The sequence below is a fragment of the Cytobacillus oceanisediminis 2691 genome (genome assembly GCF_000294775.2).
GTDB classification, from domain to species: Bacteria; Bacillota; Bacilli; order Bacillales; family Cytobacillaceae; genus Cytobacillus; species Cytobacillus pseudoceanisediminis.
On sequence record NZ_CP015507.1, the window covers coordinates 62860 to 81615 of the forward strand.

16 protein-coding genes and 1 pseudogene are annotated in these 18756 nt (G+C 35.7%); 10 read left to right on the forward strand and 7 right to left on the reverse strand.

All coding sequences use genetic code 11. The features are described 5' to 3' along the window. A complete protein-coding gene (locus A361_RS27475) occupies positions 1-732 on the forward strand; it encodes a FeoB small GTPase domain-containing protein (RefSeq protein ID WP_019380981.1) in 732 nt (243 codons plus the stop codon). Further along, positions 692-2092, forward strand: coding sequence for a nucleoside recognition domain-containing protein (locus A361_RS27480; RefSeq protein WP_019380980.1), 1401 nt, complete (start codon positions 692-694; stop codon positions 2090-2092). Before A361_RS27475 ends, A361_RS27480 begins: the two co-directional genes overlap by 41 nt. 323 nt (positions 2093-2415) lie before the next feature. Here A361_RS27480 and A361_RS27485 read toward each other — a convergent pair whose 3' ends face one another. Continuing rightward, positions 2416-3945, reverse strand: coding sequence for an alpha-amylase family glycosyl hydrolase (locus tag A361_RS27485; protein ID WP_019380978.1), 1530 nt, complete (start codon positions 3943-3945; stop codon positions 2416-2418). A 334-nt stretch (positions 3946-4279) separates the two neighbouring features. Between A361_RS27485 and ctaG the strand changes: the two genes are divergently transcribed. Continuing rightward, positions 4280-5203, forward strand: coding sequence for a cytochrome c oxidase assembly factor CtaG (ctaG, locus tag A361_RS27490; protein WP_019380977.1), 924 nt, complete (start codon positions 4280-4282; stop codon positions 5201-5203). A gap of 57 nt (positions 5204-5260) precedes the next feature. Beyond that, the gene (locus A361_RS27495; protein WP_019380976.1) at positions 5261-5659 is read left to right on the forward strand and encodes a FixH family protein; all 399 of its coding nucleotides are present in this window, start codon (positions 5261-5263) and stop codon (positions 5657-5659) included. Between the two features lie 59 nt (positions 5660-5718). Here A361_RS27495 and A361_RS27500 read toward each other — a convergent pair. Then, a pseudogene (locus A361_RS27500) lies at positions 5719-6594 on the reverse strand (cation diffusion facilitator family transporter). 100 nt (positions 6595-6694) lie between these two features. Beyond that, positions 6695-7543, reverse strand: a complete 849-nt coding sequence (locus A361_RS27505; protein WP_019380973.1) for a COX15/CtaA family protein — start codon at positions 7541-7543, stop codon at positions 6695-6697. A 189-nt stretch (positions 7544-7732) separates the two neighbouring features. Between A361_RS27505 and A361_RS27510 the strand changes: the two genes are divergently transcribed. After that, positions 7733-9586: an LTA synthase family protein gene (locus A361_RS27510; RefSeq protein WP_019380972.1), complete on the forward strand. Its 1854-nt coding sequence runs from the start codon at positions 7733-7735 to the stop codon at positions 9584-9586. An 87-nt stretch (positions 9587-9673) separates the two neighbouring features. Here A361_RS27510 and A361_RS27515 read toward each other — a convergent pair whose 3' ends face one another. Then, positions 9674-10534, reverse strand: coding sequence for a cation diffusion facilitator family transporter (locus tag A361_RS27515; RefSeq protein ID WP_019380971.1), 861 nt, complete (start codon positions 10532-10534; stop codon positions 9674-9676). A 438-nt stretch (positions 10535-10972) separates the two neighbouring features. Here A361_RS27515 and qoxA point away from each other — a divergent pair, with 438 nt between their 5' ends. The 4 genes from qoxA (at position 10973) to qoxD (ending at position 14798) form a co-directional block, all read left to right on the forward strand. Continuing rightward, entirely contained in the window at positions 10973-11890 is a 918-nt protein-coding gene (qoxA, locus tag A361_RS27520) for a cytochrome aa3 quinol oxidase subunit II (protein ID WP_019380970.1), read from the forward strand. Positions 11891-11968: 78 nt separating this feature from the next. Next, complete coding sequence (qoxB, locus tag A361_RS27525) at positions 11969-13918, forward strand: cytochrome aa3 quinol oxidase subunit I (protein WP_019380969.1); 1950 nt, start codon at positions 11969-11971, stop codon at positions 13916-13918. Then, on the forward strand, positions 13915-14511 hold the full coding sequence (gene qoxC, locus A361_RS27530) for a cytochrome aa3 quinol oxidase subunit III (RefSeq protein WP_019380968.1): 597 nt from the start codon (positions 13915-13917) through the stop codon (positions 14509-14511). Before qoxB ends, qoxC begins: the two co-directional genes overlap by 4 nt. 2 nt (positions 14512-14513) lie before the next feature. After that, positions 14514-14798: a cytochrome aa3 quinol oxidase subunit IV gene (gene qoxD / locus A361_RS27535; RefSeq protein WP_019380967.1), complete on the forward strand. Its 285-nt coding sequence runs from the start codon at positions 14514-14516 to the stop codon at positions 14796-14798. Positions 14799-14850: 52 nt separating this feature from the next. Here qoxD and A361_RS27540 read toward each other — a convergent pair whose 3' ends face one another. Continuing rightward, positions 14851-15072 carry a hypothetical protein gene (locus tag A361_RS27540; protein ID WP_019380966.1) on the reverse strand — a complete coding sequence of 74 codons (222 nt, stop codon included), beginning with the start codon at positions 15070-15072 and terminating at the stop codon, positions 14851-14853. A gap of 299 nt (positions 15073-15371) precedes the next feature. Here A361_RS27540 and A361_RS27545 point away from each other — a divergent pair, with 299 nt between their 5' ends. Then, complete coding sequence (locus A361_RS27545) at positions 15372-16754, forward strand: N-acetylmuramoyl-L-alanine amidase (protein ID WP_162272028.1); 1383 nt, start codon at positions 15372-15374, stop codon at positions 16752-16754. Between the two features lie 576 nt (positions 16755-17330). Here the strand turns inward: A361_RS27545 and A361_RS27550 are convergent. Together A361_RS27550 and resA are read right to left on the reverse strand one after the other, a co-directional pair. Continuing rightward, a complete protein-coding gene (locus A361_RS27550; RefSeq protein ID WP_019380964.1) occupies positions 17331-18041 on the reverse strand; it encodes a cytochrome c biogenesis CcdA family protein in 711 nt (236 codons plus the stop codon). 125 nt (positions 18042-18166) lie between these two features. Next, complete coding sequence (gene resA, locus A361_RS27555; protein ID WP_019380963.1) at positions 18167-18688, reverse strand: thiol-disulfide oxidoreductase ResA; 522 nt, start codon at positions 18686-18688, stop codon at positions 18167-18169. Positions 18689-18756 lie beyond the last annotated feature (68 nt).

Below are 18756 nucleotides of genomic sequence, written 5' to 3' on the forward strand. Positions count from 1 at the left end.
ATGGGTAACTTTCGAATTGCTCTTTGCGGCAACCCGAACACAGGCAAAAGCACCTTATTTAATGCACTAACAGGACTAAAACAACATACTGGAAATTGGGCAGGAAAAACCGTGGACATGAAAAAGGGTGTATACACTTATAAAAATGATCAATATGAAATTGTTGATTTACCCGGCACATATTCACTTTATTCAAATTCCTTAGACGAAGAAATCGCTCGAGATTATATTGTGTTTGAGAATCCCGATATCACCATTGTTATTTTGGACGCTACTGCTCTTGAAAGAAATTTAAATTTGGCCTTGCAGGTACTGGAGATGACTGATCGAGTAATCATTTGTATTAATTTAATTGATGAGGCAGAGAAATTAGGAATTAATATTAATGAAAAATTACTAATGAGGAGGTTAGGCATACCGGTAATTAAAATTTCTGCAAGAAATAAGACGGGGATACCGATGCTTCTTGATACTATGAGCCGAGTTATTTCGGGAGCCATTCAGTGCACTCCTTTTCAAATGAAATATGATAAGGAGACTGAAAGAAAAATAAAAATCTTGGAGCCTATGATTGAGAAAACTGTTGGAAATGATATATCTGCAAGATGGCTTTCTTTAAGGTTATTAGACGGAGACAGAGAACTATTTGAACAAATCGTAGAAAAGGCCAGAAACAGGGAGGTTTTGATCAATGGAACTACAATCCACAAAACAAAAACAGGCATTAAATGAATTGTTCCAGCAGGCAGATCTTCTTTCCTCGACACAGATACGTGACCAAATAGTTGAGCAGTTATATAGAAAAAGCCATCAATTAGTAAAAGAAGGTGTCTCATTTACAAAAAATAGATTTGACCACAGAACTGAAAAATTAGATGCAATTTTTACCTCCCCTGTATTTGGATTTCCAATCATGTTGGTTATGCTGGGTGTTGTGTTTTATTTAACAATTGCAGGAGCAAATATCCCTTCGTCCATGCTTGCTGAATTCTTTGGCTGGGTGGAAGCGTATTTAACCTTATTTTTCACTGAATTAAATGCCCCTAATTGGCTTCATGGAGTTTTGGTATTGGGTCTCTACCGTGGAACGAGCTGGGTAATCAGCGTAATGCTTCCACCCATGGCCATTTTCTTTCCGACCTTTGCATTGCTTGAAAACTACGGTTATCTGCCACGTGTAGCATTTAATATGGATCGGCTGTTTAAAACGGTAGGGGCACACGGAAAGCAATCACTGACAATGGCGATGGGGTTCGGCTGCAACGCTGCAGCAATTATGTCATCGAGGATTATCGAATCTCCCCGGGAAAGGATGCTGGCTATATTAACAAATAATTTTGTCCCTTGCAACGGTAGATGGGGTACTTTAATTGTTTTGGCCTCACTCTTTATGGCGACAGGTTTTACCGGTGGAATGAAGTCAATTGTTACGACTTCAGTTATTGTGGGGATCGTGCTTTTCGGGATAATTATAACATTCTTTGTATCCTGGACTCTAGCCAAAACGGCATTGAAGGGCGTGCCAACTCACTACACTTTGGAGTTGCCTCCTTACAGAAAACCTAAATTCTTTGATACAGTTATTCGTGCTTCTTTGAATAAATCCTGGTCTGTTTTAGTCCGTGCGGTTAAAGTCGCCGCTCCAGCAGGCATATTAACATGGGTACTTGCAAACATTCAGGCAGGAGATACAAGTATACTGCTTCATATTGTTCAATTTTTAGACCCGCTTGGCCAGGCGATTGGTCTAGACGGATATATTTTAATGGCATTTTTAATTGGACTTCCTGCTAATGAAATCGTGTTGCCCATCCTATTAATGGGTTACCTGTCAACTGGTGCTTTAATAGATGTAGATGGGATTGAGGATTTAAAACAAATCTTTATCGAGCAAGGCTGGACTTGGCTGACTGCTTTAAATATGATGCTGTTCTCTTTACTGCATTATCCTTGTGGCACTACACTTGTAAATATATACAAGGAAACCAAAAGTGCAAAGTGGACTTTTTGGTCCTTTATCATTCCTACTGGTATTGCGTTTTTTGTAACTTTTCTTATTGCACAATTAGCTCGTATCTTCAATTGGGTGTAGATCAAGTAACGGTATAGCTTAAGGAGCACTACAAAAGGAGATCCAACATGTTAATCAGGTAAGGAACTCTTCTAATATCACTAGCTTTTACTTGTTTTTTAGCAGGATATTTTGTCCTATCAAATAACAGCAGGATGTGGATGTTCATTGGGTTAACCTGCTTTTTCTTCCTCATTCTTTTAGCAATTTGGCTATTTCGCCAATAGATGAAGTATAATTTCAGGGAGGGTTACTCAGAGGCTTAACATGTAGAATTTTAAGAAGAACAGTCTATATTTTAAAGACTGTTCTTCTTTTTATTTCATTTCCAACAGTTCAACTGATTAGTTTTTCTTCTTTTTTGCGCGCTTGCGAAGAGCAATAATAAATATTATAAATGCTGTATAAACAGCTGCCAGTGATAAGATAAGTGGAATGTTTAGTCCGGTTTTCTCTTTAAGTACATATATTTCACTTTCCTCCCGTTCGGGAACAAAGATGTATTTATTATCTTTTGGACGAATAAGATCTCCTGCTAACAATCCTCTTAACTCTTTGTCTTTTCCTCCAAGCTTTTCAGCTGATAAAGTAATGGTGGTTGATCGGGAGCTGTTATTGATGACCGTTACAGTCACTTCATCATTATAGACTCGTTTATACACTGCTGCAGCATGGTCTTCATATAATACTTCCAGTTGTCCTCTTGATAAGGAAGGAAGCTGTTGGCGGAGTTCTCCTAACTTAGTTATAAAATCAATTAATTCTTTATCAGTTCTAAAGTCCATTATCTTCCGGTTATCAGGTTCTTCTTCACCATTTAATGCAATTTCGCTCCCATAATACACAATAGGTACGCCAGGTGTGGTGTATAAATAAGTAAGTGCCAGCTTCCACCTTGGTCCCGGATGCTGATTGTTTTTTACCGCCCCGCTGGTAAAACGTGGTGTATGTGGATTATCCAAATACTTTCCCATTAAATAAGGGGAGTCTTCAGTAAGGTCAGCTTTCAATTGATTTGAGAATAAGTTTTCAAGCGATTGGTCAGGTTTTGAGAATGCTGATCTTAGCTCTTTACTGAATGCCTCATGTATTAAACTTTTTATACCCATTTTTTCGTATTTGTCAGGATTTGAATCACTTGGAACTGTGTCAGCAATTAAATAGAAATCGTCTTTTACCTCATAAACCTCTTTTGAAAATTTTTCCCAAAAGCTTTCAGGTGCATTTTGGATTAAGTTTAATTGATATCCGTCTATATCCGTTTCTGCTATCCACCATTTCGCTATATCAATCAAGTACTTCTGAACCTCAGGGTTTCTCATATCTAATTCTGGCAGGTTGCTGAACTCATTTTCTTTAGTATTTTCACCTGTAACCTTCGGTTCCATATTCCCCTTAAACCAATCACGTTTTTGGGGGTCTTTCAGCCAGGGGTGGTTAGGACCAATATTATTGAATGGAAACTCTAGGATGATTTTCATATCACGATTATGAGATTCCTTAATAAGTCTCTTAAACGTTTTTAAAGAACCAAAATGTTCTTCGGTATTATAAAAATCATTAATCCAATAACCGTGATATCCATTTTCTTCATTGTTAAAAATTGGCGTGAGCATCAACGTTGTATATCCCATATCTTTGAGATAATCTAGTTTGTCTATTATTCCTTGGAAATCTCCGCCTTGATAGGATTCAGGATTTTTAGCATCAACATTGAAATCATTTTTAATGTCTCCATTATTAAAGCGGTCAACCATTATATAGTAGATCGTTTCATCTTGCCATTTCCTTTCATTTTTTTCATTTGCTTCAGCTGAGACCCAATGGGGAATAAAAAAAGTTATAAGGAATAGGGGAATAAACTTTTTTAGCATAGTACTTCCTCCTTTTAAATTTTGTAAATTAACAGCGTAAATATTCAATTGTTAAGGAATTGTGAAGAAAAAAAGAACTTTTAATATAAAGATTGTCTTTTAACAGCCTATCTATTAATTTAATATATGAGCATATAAAAATATAGGGTTTTTTCATTAATCTATAAAAATTAAGATAGATAATTATATTGACACGTCCTTTTGCAGGAGGTTTTTTAAATTTTTTATTTGAAATGGTGAAAAGCATAATCTTAAAAATTTTTCTATGGTTAGTCTAATTTGACACACATGAAAGATCTGTACTTATTATTTTTTATAAAGGGGAGGCTGTGCTTTGGGGACACTAAATATATTTGGTTTTCGCGCTCTTTGGAGTCCTTATTTTTTGGTATTTCTTTTGATGCTATTAACCATGTATTTTCTTATTACTGTTATCTACCGTAGAAACTTTAAAAACAGTGAGACGTTAACGACAAAACAGGGAATCATTTTTTCTTTGGGGATACTGCTCTTATACGTTATTAAAGGGGCTCCAGTCGATCTGCTTGGTCATCTAATGTTCTCTGCTCATATGACTCAGATGGCAATTTTATATTTGATTATTCCTCCATTATTGATAATTGGAATTCCTCAATGGATTTGGAGGAATTTAATAAATGTTGCAGGAATAAAACCGATTTTTATGTTATTAACCAAGCCGCTTATTGGATTAATACTTTTTAATGGTTTTTTCTCTATCTATCATATTCCCATGGTTTTTGATATGGTTAAAACCGATAAAATAATTCATGCGTCTTATACCTTTGTTCTGTTCCTATTAGCAATAAATATGTGGTGGCCACTAATCAACCAGCTTGAAGAACATCAAACCCTGAATGGACTAAAAAAGGTGGGTTATATCTTTGCTGAAGGAGTATTGTTAACCCCCGCATGTGCCTTGATTATTTTTGCAGATACCTCTTTGTATGCTACTTACTCAAACCCTGCTGCCTGGCAAGAAGCTTTAAAGTTATGTGTTCCATCTAATAGACTGTCAGGATTGGAATTGACAGGCCCAGAGATCTTTAATTCAATGTCTCTGGTTCAGGACCAGCAACTTGGAGGAGTCCTCATGAAAATTATACAGGAAGTAGTTCTAGGGATTGTTTTGGCTTCAACATTTTTTGAATGGTACCGAAAGGATCAGGAAGCCTCAGATTTTAAAATCAATAAAATGGAAACAAACAGAAGTCTTAACTCAGAACATAGGGAATTTTAAAGTTGTTTTAAGAACAAAACAAAAAAATCATTATTAATTTGGAGGAAAATCGACCTGATGAAGAAATTAATTATTTTGCTTTTTTTAATCTTAACTTTAGCTGGCTGTTCAAATAAAAACGAAACACAAAGCAAAGAAAAAATTCCGGAGCTTATAGAAGTATCGGTTGAAACTGTTCCTGCAGACTTAAAGCCCAATGATGAAATAATGATTCAGGCTAAAATAACCCAGGGAAAAGAAGTGGTAACAGATGCAGATGACATGAAGTTTGAAATTTGGAAAGAAGGGGCTCCTGATCAGGAGCATGAAAAAATAAAAGGTGAATTAAATAAAGAAGAAGGTACCTACTTTGTAAAAAAGACCTTTAATGAGCCTGGTCTTTATTATGTTATAGCGCATGTTACAGCAAGAGGAATGCATAATATGCCTCAAGTTGAACTTGAGGTCGCTGAATAACTAATAGAAAAAAATGAGAGGGATATTAAATCCCCCTCATTTTTTGAATAAGTTGCATGCTATTCTTTTTGTTCACAATTCTCTCCACTATAATCGAATTGTATTGTAAAATGAGCCACTTTAAATTCGTTTAGATGTTCCCTTATTTTATTTTTAATAGTAACAATAGAATCTCTGTCCATGTCATTTGGCACTTCAAGATGAACAGAAAATGCGTGTTCCTTTCCATCTATGGACCAAAAATGCAAGTGATGAAGACCTTCAATCGATGAAATTCCCAGAATTTTTTCTTCTAAAATATTGGTATCAATTCCCTTAGGTGCTTTATCTAATAAGATACCTAAGGTATCCTTTAGGTTTTTTATAACATGGTATAGAATGTAAAAAGTAATCCCTATAGATAAAAGTGGATCCAGGATTGGAATATCTTTAAATAACAAAATAATGCTAACAATTAGAACTGCTACCTATCCTAATACATCCTCAATTAAATGCCAGGAGAGAATTTTCTGGTTTAAGCCGCTATCACCTTTTTTTAACCGGTAAGCTGCAAACCCATTCACTGCAATCCCTAAAATGGCAAGCCAAAGCATACCCTCCGAGTTGGGATTAACAGGGTTAAATAACCTCTTGCCTGCTTCGTATAAAACATAAATGGAACCGGCTAATAAGACAGCTGCATTTAATAGTGCACCCATTAAGGACAGCCTTTTATGCCCAAAAGTAAAATGAGAGTCTGCACCTTTTTCTGACTTCTTTTGAAGATACCAAGACACTCCTATAGAAATTGAGTCCCCCAAATCATGAACTGCATCAGATATAATAGCGATGCTACCAGTAATAAAACCGCCAATTATTTCTATTATTGTAAAGACTAAGTTCAAAAAGAAAGCCAGCCCCATATTTTTTTGTGTTTTGTTATTTTTTGCGCTCATAGTAATCCCCCTTTTAAAAGGGTTAATACCCAAAACCTAACTTTTAAAACAAGCAATTAGAAGTTAGTAATCAGCTAATCAGCATGCATAACTAAATTTCTTAAATTCCTATCCCCTTTCTGTCAGCTGATATTGAGCAGGTGAGTGCAATGGATATAATAGTAAAAATCATGTGTATAGATGAAGTTACAGGACTCAAAAAACTTATCTTTGTAATGAGACCAAAAATAGCTGTGGTTAATAAGAAAAACATTAGCAGTGTTGATTGGATTTTAAAATTATTGTGTTTATAGGATAAAAACAGAAGATAGGCTGTCACTAAGATAGAGGCTAGCCCTAATATACCGTGAATTGAGTAAATCATCTGTGAAAAATTTCGGTTATTGATAAGGGCATCGGTTTGACCAGGATAGAGCAGTTCGCTCATCCTAGAATGTTTAAAGAAAGCTCCAATTACTATTTCTATGAAGGTTATGATTAATAAATAATGAGCACTTTTTTTTATAACTTTTTTAGGCCCTTCTTTTGGTGATTCTAATAAGGTATGTGTATAAATAACTGATACAAGTAATAACAAGCTCACTGTGACATCAATGGTTGTAAAACCAATAGGGGTACCCAATATTACATTTATTCCACCCACTAGGGATTGAACGATTAGTAAAATTACAGTAACTGCAGGCCACCAAGATTTAGTATGCCTTTTTTTTAGCTTTTTCGAAACCAGAATGGCATTCAATAGTAAAATAAAACCGAGAGAAGTGGTAAATATCCGATGTGAATATTCAATTAATATATTAATTTTAGTAAAGTCAGGAACATATTGACCATTACATTTTGGCCAATCAGTGCCACACGCATCCCCGGAATTTGTAGCAACAACTAAATTCCCTAGAATAAGTGCAAATAGAGTTGAAAGTATGGTGAGTTTAGAAAATAAATTCTTCAATTAATAATCATCCTAACATTATTAAATATGAATAATCCCATTAAAGACATATACAAACTTAACATGTATCATAACGAGTCTCAACAGTTAATAATTATAGATTAATTGACAAAAATAGGGATAGATTATAAGATAGATAACTATATGAGAGGATGTACATGTATTAAAAGTATAAAGGGGACTAGCCATATGAAAGGGAAAAAATTAAAGGATTCGTATTTAGGGATAATTTGGTTAACCTTAACTTTAAAAACATATGTTGTCACCCGGTTTGCTTTCAGCTTAGAAATTGAAAATTTTATCCAAGAAGTCATATTAATGTTAGCTTGCGGGGGTTCAATTTTATTTTTATTGTGTTTGTGTTTATTTGGGAATAAAAAGGGAATTAAATCCAGGCTTTTTATTACAAATTTCTTCCTTACCACATTGTTATATTTTAATCTGATTTACTATCGTTTTTTTAATGATTTTATTACAATTCCAGTGTTATTCCAAACTGACAATGCAAGTGATTTGGGGAGCAGTATTATCAGTCTTCTTAACCCGCTTGACATCCTTTTAGTATTAGATTTGGGATTTCTGATTCCTTTAAAAAAACGATTTGGTGAAATTAAAATTAAAAAGCGGAAGATTTTATTTTATTCCATACTCGTTATGGCAGCTAATCTAGTTCTTGCCAATATTGAAAGACCCCAGTTATTAACCAGATCATTTGATAGAAATATGCTTGTGAAAAACCTGGGAGTCTTTAATTATCAACTGTATGATGCATACTTGCAGACAAAAACAAGTATGAATCGTGCTTTTGCTGACAGCAGTCAAATAGGAGAAATCGTAAATTATGCGAATGCAATTAAAAAACCAAACAATGAAGAACTTGCAGGAATAGCGAAGGGGAAGAATGTATTTGTTATTTCTATGGAATCTACTCAAAACTTTATAATAAACGAAAAAGTTGAAGGCCAGGAAATCACTCCTTTTTTAAATAGTTTGATAAAAAGTACGGACACTTACTATTTTAATAATTTCTATCATCAGACCGGACAAGGAAAAACCTCCGATTCTGAATTTTTGTTTGAAAACTCTCTTTACGGACTTCCAAGGGGGGCAGTATTCTTCACACATTCTCAAAATACCTTTGTGGGGTTGCCTTCGTTGTTAAGTCAATCAGGGTACTCCACTGCAGTTTTTCATGCTAACAACAAAAGTTTTTGGAACAGGGATGTTATGTATAAATCCTTAGGCTATAATCAGTATTTTTCTGATGAATACTATGATATTACTGAAGAAAACTCGATTGGATGGGGTCTTAAAGATGACATCTTTTTTGCACAGTCAATGCAATATTTAAGGACTTTAAAGCAGCCATTCTACGCTAAATTTATTACTTTAACAAATCATTTTCCATTTTCCTTAGAGGAAGAGGATGAGCTAATTCCCGAATGGAATTCTGAGGATGGAACAGTAAATCGATACTTTACGACCGTAAGATACGAAGATGAGTCTCTGAAAAAGTTCTTTGAGATGATAAAGAAAGAAGGGCTTTATGAGAATTCTATTTTCATACTAATGGGAGACCATTACGGGATTTCATCAAATCATAATGAAGCCATGGCTCAATTTCTGGGTAAAGAGATTACTCCATTCCAAGAAACACAGCTTCAAAAAGTCCCTATGATCGTTCATATTCCCGGAATAAATAAAGGACAGACTATAGAAAATATATCAGGACAAATTGATGTTAAACCCACTATTCTTAACCTATTGGGTATAAAAGATAAAACGGATGTTACTTTTGGCTCAGATCTTTTTACCGAAGATCCTGACAATTTTACAGTTCTCAGAGACGGTAGTTTTATTACTAAAGAATATTTGTATACAAAAAATAGATGCTATGATAAGCAGACTGCACTCGAAATTGATGGACAAAACTGTAAAAAGAATGCTGAAAGGGCGCAAAAGGAATTGAACGCATCAGATCAAGTTATCTACGGCGATCTGTTAAGGTTTATTAATCAGAAAGGATATACTTCCGATAAATAAACAAAAGGTAGATCCAATTCATAAAGTGAAATAAGCCGTCAGTAATGGCGGCTCATTTTTTTGAACTTAGTAATCAGGCAATTTAATCTAGTGAGGCTCTACATGAACATGAGTATGATGGATATTATGAAACTTACGTAAATTATCCTCAATTTTCACAGTAATATCATGACTTTGAATAACGGTTAGTGAAGGTTCAACAAAAATAGTCACATCTACTATTGGGTGGTTTCCATGAAGTCTTGCTCTTAGATTTTTAACAAATTTTACTCCTTCCGTTTGATTGATTGTTTCTTCAATTTCCTTCAAGAGTTTTACTTCAAAACCATCAGTTAAATCGTGAGCCGCCTCCTTAAAAATTACCCAGGCAGTTAAGCATATAATTATTCCCACAATTGCTGCCGCGAGGGAATCCAGCCAATTCAACCCGAGATGTGCACCAGCTATTCCTATTGCAGCGCCTATACTTACCAATGCGTCGGAACGGTTATCCTGTGCTGCTGAATAAAGGGCCTTACTTCCAATCCTTTTAGATAGCTTCAAATTATATCTGTAGACTAGGTACATAAAAAGAGAACTAAATAAAGCAACAGCCCCAGTATATAAATCAGGTCTTTCTTCAACAGGATTATATAAATTTCTAAAAGAATCGATCACTACTTGCAAACCAACAGTAAGCATAATTAATGAAGCAACCAAAGAAGCGATCGTTTCAGCTCTAAGATGTCCATACTTATGGTTCTCATCGGCCGGTTTTTGAGATATCCTTAATCCAATTAATACGGCTACAGAAGCAATGACATCAGTTAAATTGTTTAATCCATCCGCTTTTAAAGCTTCCGAATTTCCCAAATTCCCCATGATAAGCTTGATAATGGATAAGAGTATATATGCTGATATACTAATCCAGGCACCTTTTTCTCCTTTTTTCACTTCATTTTCTTCCATCCGCAGTTCCTCCACTTAACATAATTAGCACTTAGTTTTATCTTAACCAATAATAGTCAACTACAATTCGTTTATTCCCTCTCCAAAAGAAAATAGTCCAGTTTTGGGGGTTTGTAATTGAGGGGAAATTGATATAGTGCATATTTTCGCCATAAATTTGTTGCTTTATTGTCACTTTTATTGAATGTGGATTATGAGATAATGTGATTAAGTGAGCATAAAAATGTTTTTTTAAAGGTGTAATAATTCTAATTGAAAAATATGGAAGGATGGTTTGTCTTGTTCTCTCTAATTATAGTAAAATAATTCCTTTTCAAAATCGTCACAATTGGCAGCTGAATTTATGATAATATTTTAAACATCTTTAAGTGAACACATGCACATATAATCATTAAGTTTATTCTTTAAATTTGTGCAAATACGGAAAGGGGAACTCCTATGAAAATGAAATGGGCTTTACTGACATTAATTTTCACTATTGCCACTGTGTTAACAGGATGTGAACCGTTATTGGTTTTAGATCCAAAAGGGCCACAAGGTCGTACAACAGCAGATGTAATCATGATCTCAATTTGGACCATGGCTATAGTTGTAGTGGTTGTATTTGCTTTATATATCTTCATTGTTAGAAAGTATCGTGCTTCTAATCAGAGTGAAGACTATGAACCTCCACACATTGAAGGCAGTCTTAAACTAGAAATCATCTGGACCGCTATTCCGGTATTAATTGTTGCGTTTCTATCGGTAGTGACTGTTGTATCCACCTACAAAGTTGAGGCAACACCAGAAGGATATGACGAGGAACCATTAGTTATTTACGCTTCATCATCTAATTGGAAATGGCACTTTAGTTATCCTGAACAGAACATTGAAACTGTAAACTATCTGTTCATTCCTACAGACCGGCCAATTGAATTCAAACTTTATTCTTACGGGCCAATCTCAAGTTTTTGGATTCCTCAGCTCGGTGGACAAAAATATGCGATGGCTGACATGGTAAATACCCTAAATCTTGCTGCTGATGTACCAGGTGAATATAGCGGTAGGAATGCCAGCTTTACTGGTGAAGGCTTTGCTCAACAGACGTTTAATGTAAAAGCAATGCCGCCCAAAGAGTTCGATGAATGGGTAGAGGAAATTAATGCAACTGCAGAACCTCTTACAGAGGAAAAATTTGAGGAATTATTAAAGCCAGGACATCTTGGTCAATCAACTTATACTGGCACTCACTTATCTTTCTCACCACCGCCTAAAGGCCATCATAAGAAAGGTGATTCAGAGAAAGAAGAAATGAAGCCTGGCAAATCCGAAAAAGATCCGGATGAAATAATGGATCACAGCAAAATGAACCAATAAAGTAAGAGTTGCCTAGCTTTCTAATCTATTTCTAGCTGGATATTTTAGCAACACACTTTCCGAAAGGAGTCAAATAGTATGGATTTCTTAGCACGATTTGCCGTACCTAATCCAGGACCTACAATTTACGCATCGATGGTTGCCATAGCCCTTACAATGGTCGCTATCTTTGTAGGACTGACATATTACAAAAAATGGGGATACCTATGGCGTGAATGGCTGACGACCGTGGACCACAAACGGATTGGAATCATGTATCTAATATCAGCTTTACTGATGCTTTTCCGTGGAGGGGTAGACGCCATAATGATGCGTGCCCAAACGGCTGTTCCAGAGAATACGCTGCTTGGCGCACAGGAATACAATGAAATTTTTACAACACATGGTGTTGTTATGATTATCTTTATGGCAATGGCGTTTATTATGGCATTAATGAATTTTGCTGTTCCATTGCAAATTGGTGCACGTGATGTGGCTTTCCCAAGATTAAACGCTTTAAGTTTTTGGCTGTACTTTTTCGGAGCAATGCTCTTCAATATTTCGTTCGTTATCGGGGGGTCTCCAGATTCTGGTTGGACTTCTTACTTCCCGCTGGCAGGAACTGAATATAGTAAATCTGTAGGTACTAACTACTACATGCTTGCTCTTCAAATCTCTGGACTTGGTACATTAATTACTGGTATTAACTTTATTACGACCATTCTGAAAATGAGAGCTCCCGGGATGACCTTAATGAAAATGCCCATGTTCACATGGTCAGCGTTAATTACTAATCTGATTATTGTCTTTGCCTTTCCAGTATTGACAGTAGCATTATTAATGGGTACCATGGATCGTCTATTTGCTACTAACTTTTTCACAACAAGTAATGGCGGATTGGACATGCTTTGGGCTAACTTGTTCTGGGTTTGGGGCCATCCCGAAGTTTATATCTTAATATTGCCCGCATTTGGTATTTATAGTGAAATTATTTCAACCTTTTCACGCCGTAATCTATATGGCTATAAATCTATGGTTATATCAATGGTCGCTATCTCTGTGCTTTCTTTCCTTGTTTGGGTCCACCATTTCTTTACAATGGGTCAGGGAGCATTAGTAAACAGTATTTTTTCGATTACCACGATGGCTATTGCTGTTCCTACCGGGATTAAGATTTTTAACTGGCTGTTCACCCTTCGAAAAGGGAAAATCGTTTTTACCACCCCAATGCTCTACTCGCTCGGCTTTATCCCGATATTTACAATCGGTGGGGTGACGGGTGTTATGCTAGGGATGGCCAGCGCCGACTATCAATACCATAATACAATGTTCCTGGTTGCTCATTTCCATCTGGTTATCATTCCTGGCGTTGTTTTTGCCATGATAGCTGGACTTTTCTACTGGTGGCCGAAAATGTTCGGCTTTATGCTGAATGAAAGGCTTGGTAAATGGTCATTCTGGTTTATTGCGATCAGTGTATGCGTAACCTTTTTCCCTATGTTTATTTCTGGATTGGATGGCCAGGCACGCCGGATGTATACCTATTCGGAATCAACTGGATTTGGAATATGGAATCTGATTTCGTTTATTGGTGCCATTGGACTGGCAATAGGATTTGCGTTAATTGTTTATAACATCTATTACAGTATTCGATACTCATCAAGGGATATCCCTGCAGATCCATGGGACGCGCGTTCATTAGAGTGGGCTACACATAATCCAGTCCCTGAATATAATTTTGCAATCGTGCCGGAAGTTGATTCAACTGAAGCATTTTGGGATTACAAGAAAAAAGGATATAAATTATTTAAAGGCAAGTATGAACCGATTCATATGCCTAATAATAGTGGCGTACCGTTTTTAATGGGATTAGTCTTTTTTGTATGGGGCTTTGCTTTTGTATTCGGCATGTGGATGCTCGCGGTTCTTGCTTCAATCGGCATAGCTGCGTGTTTGGCTCACCGCTCATTCGAGAAAGACCATGGCCGTTATATTTCTGTTGAAGAAATCGAAAAAACAGAAGAAGAATTGGGAGGTGCCAAAAAATGAAAATAGATCACTCGCTCCCTTTAGAATATGGAACAGAACAAAATCGCCTTAACATATTAGGATTTTGGATTTTTCTTGGAGCTGAAATTGCTCTCTTTGGGACGCTTTTTGCTTCTTATTTTACTTTGGTGGATCGGACAGGCAGCGGTCCATCTGGAGCTGAGATTTTCGAGATTACACCGGTACTGATTGAAACAATATTACTTTTGACAAGCAGTTTCACAATTGGGCTCGGGATCCATGCCATGCGGTTAGGCAAGGCAAAAGCCATGATTACTTTCTTTGCAATTACTCTACTACTTGGACTTGGTTTCTTAGGAGTAGAAATATATGATTTTATTGTCTATGTTCACGAAGGAGCAACACTGCAAACTAGCGGTTTTACAGCTATCTTGTTTCTAACTTTAGGAACACATGGAGCACACGTTACCTTTGGCTTATTCTGGGGGGCGTTTATTATCCTTCAAGTTATAAAGCGGGGCTTGACACCTGAAACAGCGAATAAAGCATTTATCTTCTCGCTTTACTGGCACTTTCTGGACGTGGTGTGGATTTTCATCTTTAGCTTCGTCTTCCTGAAAGGAATGATATAGAAATGAAAGAATTATTTCCTCCAAAACAAGTATTAGGGTTTGTATTCTCTATTGTCCTAACGGTAATTGCTCTTTCAGTTTACTTTTTGGATATGTCATTTGAGTTAGCTATGACCATTCTTCTTATAACAGCTTTTATTCAAGCAGCTGTTCAATTGGTTGTTTTTATGCACGCTGGTGAATCGAAAGATAAGAGGTCAATCTACACTACGCTGTATTATGGTTTTTTCATAGCCTTAGTGACAGTTTTCGGTACATTACTGTCATTAATTTGGGGTTATTATTAATATGTAACAAAAGGAGCGTCTTGAAAGGGCGCTCTTTTTATTGCTTCGAATCTTATTGCTGTCTCCCAATCTTTTTTACCATCTCTTCAGATGCTACCAAGAACATACCCATCAGGAAGATAAAAACAGCTCCTACTATTGTGCCAACACCGATGGGTGTCAAAACACTGTAACCGTTTTCAAAAAGTCCTAGAAAAAAAATAATGATGCCAATCAAAGTTATAGTGCCGCTTGTAAACTTTAGGGCATTTAAAATTTTTACTCGAGATTCCATATGTTAACAACCTCCTTTTTATATATTATTCAACCTGTTCACAAAATTGTCAAATATTTCGGATTTAAAATTATTGACAGTTTCGGCTGACAATGTTTATTTAGTGAAATATGAGTTTATTAATCCATATAACAACGATACTCACTCATAAACAGCAAAAGGAGATGAAGCAGACTTTTATATTAAAAAGTGCGAATAATTATGTCGATAATATATTTAAAGGATCAAAATTTAAAGAAAAGGGTGTTTTTTAATAAATGAAACGTTTGTTAATTCTCTTGTTTACTGCTACTTTTCTATTGTTTACATTCGCATCGCCTGGAAGTGCCGAATCATTCTCAGATTTAGGAGTGAATCATAGGGCTGAAAGAGAAATAAATTACTTAAAAATTGGAGATATTGTAAGCGGAACAAGCGCTACCCGATTTTCGCCAAATAAGCAAGTTACAAGGGGAGAGGCTGCTGCTATGATTGGACGAGCTTTGCAGTATAGCTCAGGAAATAGTTCTACCAATTTCAAGGATGTGTCCTCAAGTTATTTTGCCTCAGGGTACATCAATGATGCATACAAAAACGGGATTCTTTCGGGTTATCCTGATGGTACTTTTAGACCTAACAAGTCAGTAACAAGGGGTGAGATGGCACTTATGTTAAACCGGGCATTTAACCTCGGTGGGTCTAATACGAGTTCATCAGGAACAGTTCTTATGAACCTTGGAATAGCACAAGGATACCCTGATGGAACATTTGGTCTTAATAAAACACTTATACGATCAGATTTTGCTGTGTTTTTAGCTAGGTCAATCAATGAAGAGTTAAGAACTAGGAGAGCGTCTGTTTCTTTTTCAAAAAAGGCACTAGTGAATGCTGATGTACTCAATGTCAGAAGCGGCCCTTCTATAAAGTATCCAGTTGTCAATAAGCTCGAAACAGGAACGCAAGTAAATATTGGTTATTCCATTGGAAAATGGGCTTATATATCTGTAGGGGGTTCAAAAGGTTTCGTACATCAAGATTACTTAAGTATAAATAGTTTACAAGGTTCATCTGGAACAAAAAATCCACTCAGTGATGAGACGATAATTATCGATCCCGGGCATGGTTATCCCGATACGGGGGCATCTGGGTATGGGATATATGAAAAAGATGTTGTACTAGATACTGCTTTAAGGTTAAATACCTATATTAAAAAGTCTCCTTTTGCTGTAGTGATGACCAGAGACAGGGACACAAAAATTGAATTAAAAGATCGTGTATCTAAAGCCCAAAATGCTAATGGCGATTTATTTGTAAGCATCCATGCAAACTCATTTAACGGTTCAGGCCATGGAACTGAGACATATTACTATTCTGCTTCACAAAATCCAAATGTTAATCAGAGTAAAGCAGCAGCTAAGTATATCCAAAATAGGTTATTGGAAGCATGGGAGTTAAATGACAGAGGGGTGAAAAACGGGGATTTTCATGTAATCAGAGAAAATTCAATGCCCGCGGTGCTAGTTGAACTCGGATTCATTGATAATAAAACTGATAATGACAAGCTTCGGTCCCCTCAATGGAGAGAACTGGCTGCAAAAGCTATTTATTTGGGAATCCTGGACTATTACCATCATTATCAAAAGAAGGACGTAGCATCTTTATACCAGCAATTGGGAGCAAGTCCCTCAGAGAAGCTCCATTAATCAATCAAAAGTATATTCATGCCCCAGCTAACCTTAACAGTTATTGATGGAAATATTTTTTATAGATCTTTTTTACAAGCTCAACAGTTTTATTGAGATTACAAAATATGAATATAGAAGGTAATTTTAGGTTCAAATCGCATAAGATTTGGACCTTTTGTGTCTATAAAGCAGACTTAAAATGATGTGAGTACATGCAGCACCGAAATTGACATACTAATCAACAGGATAACAATAAACATAGTCAATGTCTTAATTTTTTCTAAAGGTAATACTAAATTTAGTGTAAAAAGGCATTATATATAAACAATGCCTTTTATATCTAATTAAGTTTTTTGAGTCAAATTAGTTTTTTGGTCAAATCGGTCTTTTTTTTTCATTTTTACTAGGTATTTAACAGCCTCAAGATTTTAGAGAATACAATAATTATGAGACATAATCTAACCCTAATATGTAAAAAACTCGTACATATTCTTTAGATAATACCAATACATTAATAAATAAATTAGACTACAATCGTTTATTACTATTTAATTTTTTTATCTCCTACACCAAACTGCTATATGATTCTTCTAATTAAAAACCAGTAAAACCGCCAAAAAGGCTGTTTGTAATGACGGAGATTAATTTTGTAAGCCAATTGAAATATAAAATAACACCCATTAGTATCATTATAATCCCACCAGCCTTCATAAGTGAATCACTGTGCCTTTTAAAGAATGTCAGTTTATCTATAAACATTGACATAAATAGAAAAGGTATGGAAAATCCAAGACAATATACAGCCATATACAACAAGCCCTGCCCTGGATTAGTGATTCCAAGAGCAAAAACAGCTGCCAAAATAGGCCCTGTACAAGGTGTCCATCCAGCTGCAAACCCCATTCCTATTAATATTGATCCTAAAAACCCTGCTGGTTTCTTCTTAAATTGCACCTTATGGTCCATCATCAGAAAATCAAACTTCAGCACACCTACCATAATAAGACCGAAAAAGAAAATAATGATGGCTCCTATTTGCTCCAACAAATCTTTATATTGAATAAACAGTACACCGATTAGAGAACTTGACCATCCTAACGCCAAGAAAATAATCGAAAAGCCGACCAAAAATAATAAAGTATGAAAGAATGCATTGCTTTTAAAGAATTGGGCTCTTTTACTTTTAAGGTCATTAACGGATATACCCGTTATATAGGAAATAAATGCAGGATATAAGGGAAGAGAGCATGGTGAGATAAAGGACAGCAAACCAGCTCCAAATGCTAAGAACAAATTTAAATCCATAAAATACAACCTCCATCAAAGCTTAAATGTTGGCTTCGGCCATTCTATAAGTTATCTATAACTTCCAATGTGGTATCTAACGTAATCAGCATGAAAGTATAAAAGCCCTGTAAAGGGCTTTTATACTAAGGAGCAATCGACTCCATGTAATTGCTAATATCTTCCTCCGTCATTGTGCCGGTTAATACTTTAACAACTTTCCCACTTTTGTCTATTAATATTGTAGTGGGGATAGGACCAATATTGTATAATTCCGTTACAACACTCCCACGATCCATCAGTATCGGAAACGTTAAATTATGTCTTTTCACAAATGTTGAAACAGAAAAATCACTTTCATCAATATTAACAGCCAGAATTTCTACTCCTTTATCTTTAAACTTTTTATACTGATTCTCCATATATGGCATTTCTTTTTCACATGGCTTACACCAAGTTCCCCAAAAGTTCAAAAAGACTCCTTTTCCTCTTAAATCAGATAATTTTATCCGCTCTCCATCCAGTGTCTCTAATGAAAAGTCAGGGGCAGCTGTTCCTTCTGCAATCACAGTCTTGTCTTTTGTAAAGTTCGCATAAAGAGTATATCCGACAGCACCAAAAAGCAGGATTAAAATCACACTTCGAATAATAAGTCTTTTTCTTTTCATATCAATCTCCTTAATTTTTATTCAAACTTTGCTTAGATTGTCTTTAATTACTATTATAGTAAAGATAA

What these genes read in the sequence shown, in the direction of transcription:
- A361_RS27475 (WP_019380981.1), top strand. Translation starts at nt 1, where the DNA reads ATGGGTAACTTTCGAATTGCTCTTTGCGGCAACCCGAACACAGGCAAA.
- A361_RS27480 (WP_019380980.1), top strand. Translation starts at nt 692, where the DNA reads ATGGAACTACAATCCACAAAACAAAAACAGGCATTAAATGAATTGTTC.
- A361_RS27485 (WP_019380978.1), bottom strand. Translation starts at nt 3,945, where the DNA reads ATGCTAAAAAAGTTTATTCCCCTATTCCTTATAACTTTTTTTATTCCC.
- A361_RS27495 (WP_019380976.1), top strand. Translation starts at nt 5,261, where the DNA reads ATGAAGAAATTAATTATTTTGCTTTTTTTAATCTTAACTTTAGCTGGC.
- A361_RS27510 (WP_019380972.1), top strand. Translation starts at nt 7,733, where the DNA reads ATGAAAGGGAAAAAATTAAAGGATTCGTATTTAGGGATAATTTGGTTA.
- A361_RS27515 (WP_019380971.1), bottom strand. Translation starts at nt 10,534, where the DNA reads ATGGAAGAAAATGAAGTGAAAAAAGGAGAAAAAGGTGCCTGGATTAGT.
- qoxA (WP_019380970.1), top strand. Translation starts at nt 10,973, where the DNA reads ATGAAAATGAAATGGGCTTTACTGACATTAATTTTCACTATTGCCACT.
- qoxB (WP_019380969.1), top strand. Translation starts at nt 11,969, where the DNA reads ATGGATTTCTTAGCACGATTTGCCGTACCTAATCCAGGACCTACAATT.
- qoxC (WP_019380968.1), top strand. Translation starts at nt 13,915, where the DNA reads ATGAAAATAGATCACTCGCTCCCTTTAGAATATGGAACAGAACAAAAT.
- qoxD (WP_019380967.1), top strand. Translation starts at nt 14,514, where the DNA reads ATGAAAGAATTATTTCCTCCAAAACAAGTATTAGGGTTTGTATTCTCT.
- A361_RS27540 (WP_019380966.1), bottom strand. Translation starts at nt 15,072, where the DNA reads ATGGAATCTCGAGTAAAAATTTTAAATGCCCTAAAGTTTACAAGCGGC.
- A361_RS27550 (WP_019380964.1), bottom strand. Translation starts at nt 18,041, where the DNA reads ATGGATTTAAATTTGTTCTTAGCATTTGGAGCTGGTTTGCTGTCCTTT.
- resA (WP_019380963.1), bottom strand. Translation starts at nt 18,688, where the DNA reads ATGAAAAGAAAAAGACTTATTATTCGAAGTGTGATTTTAATCCTGCTT.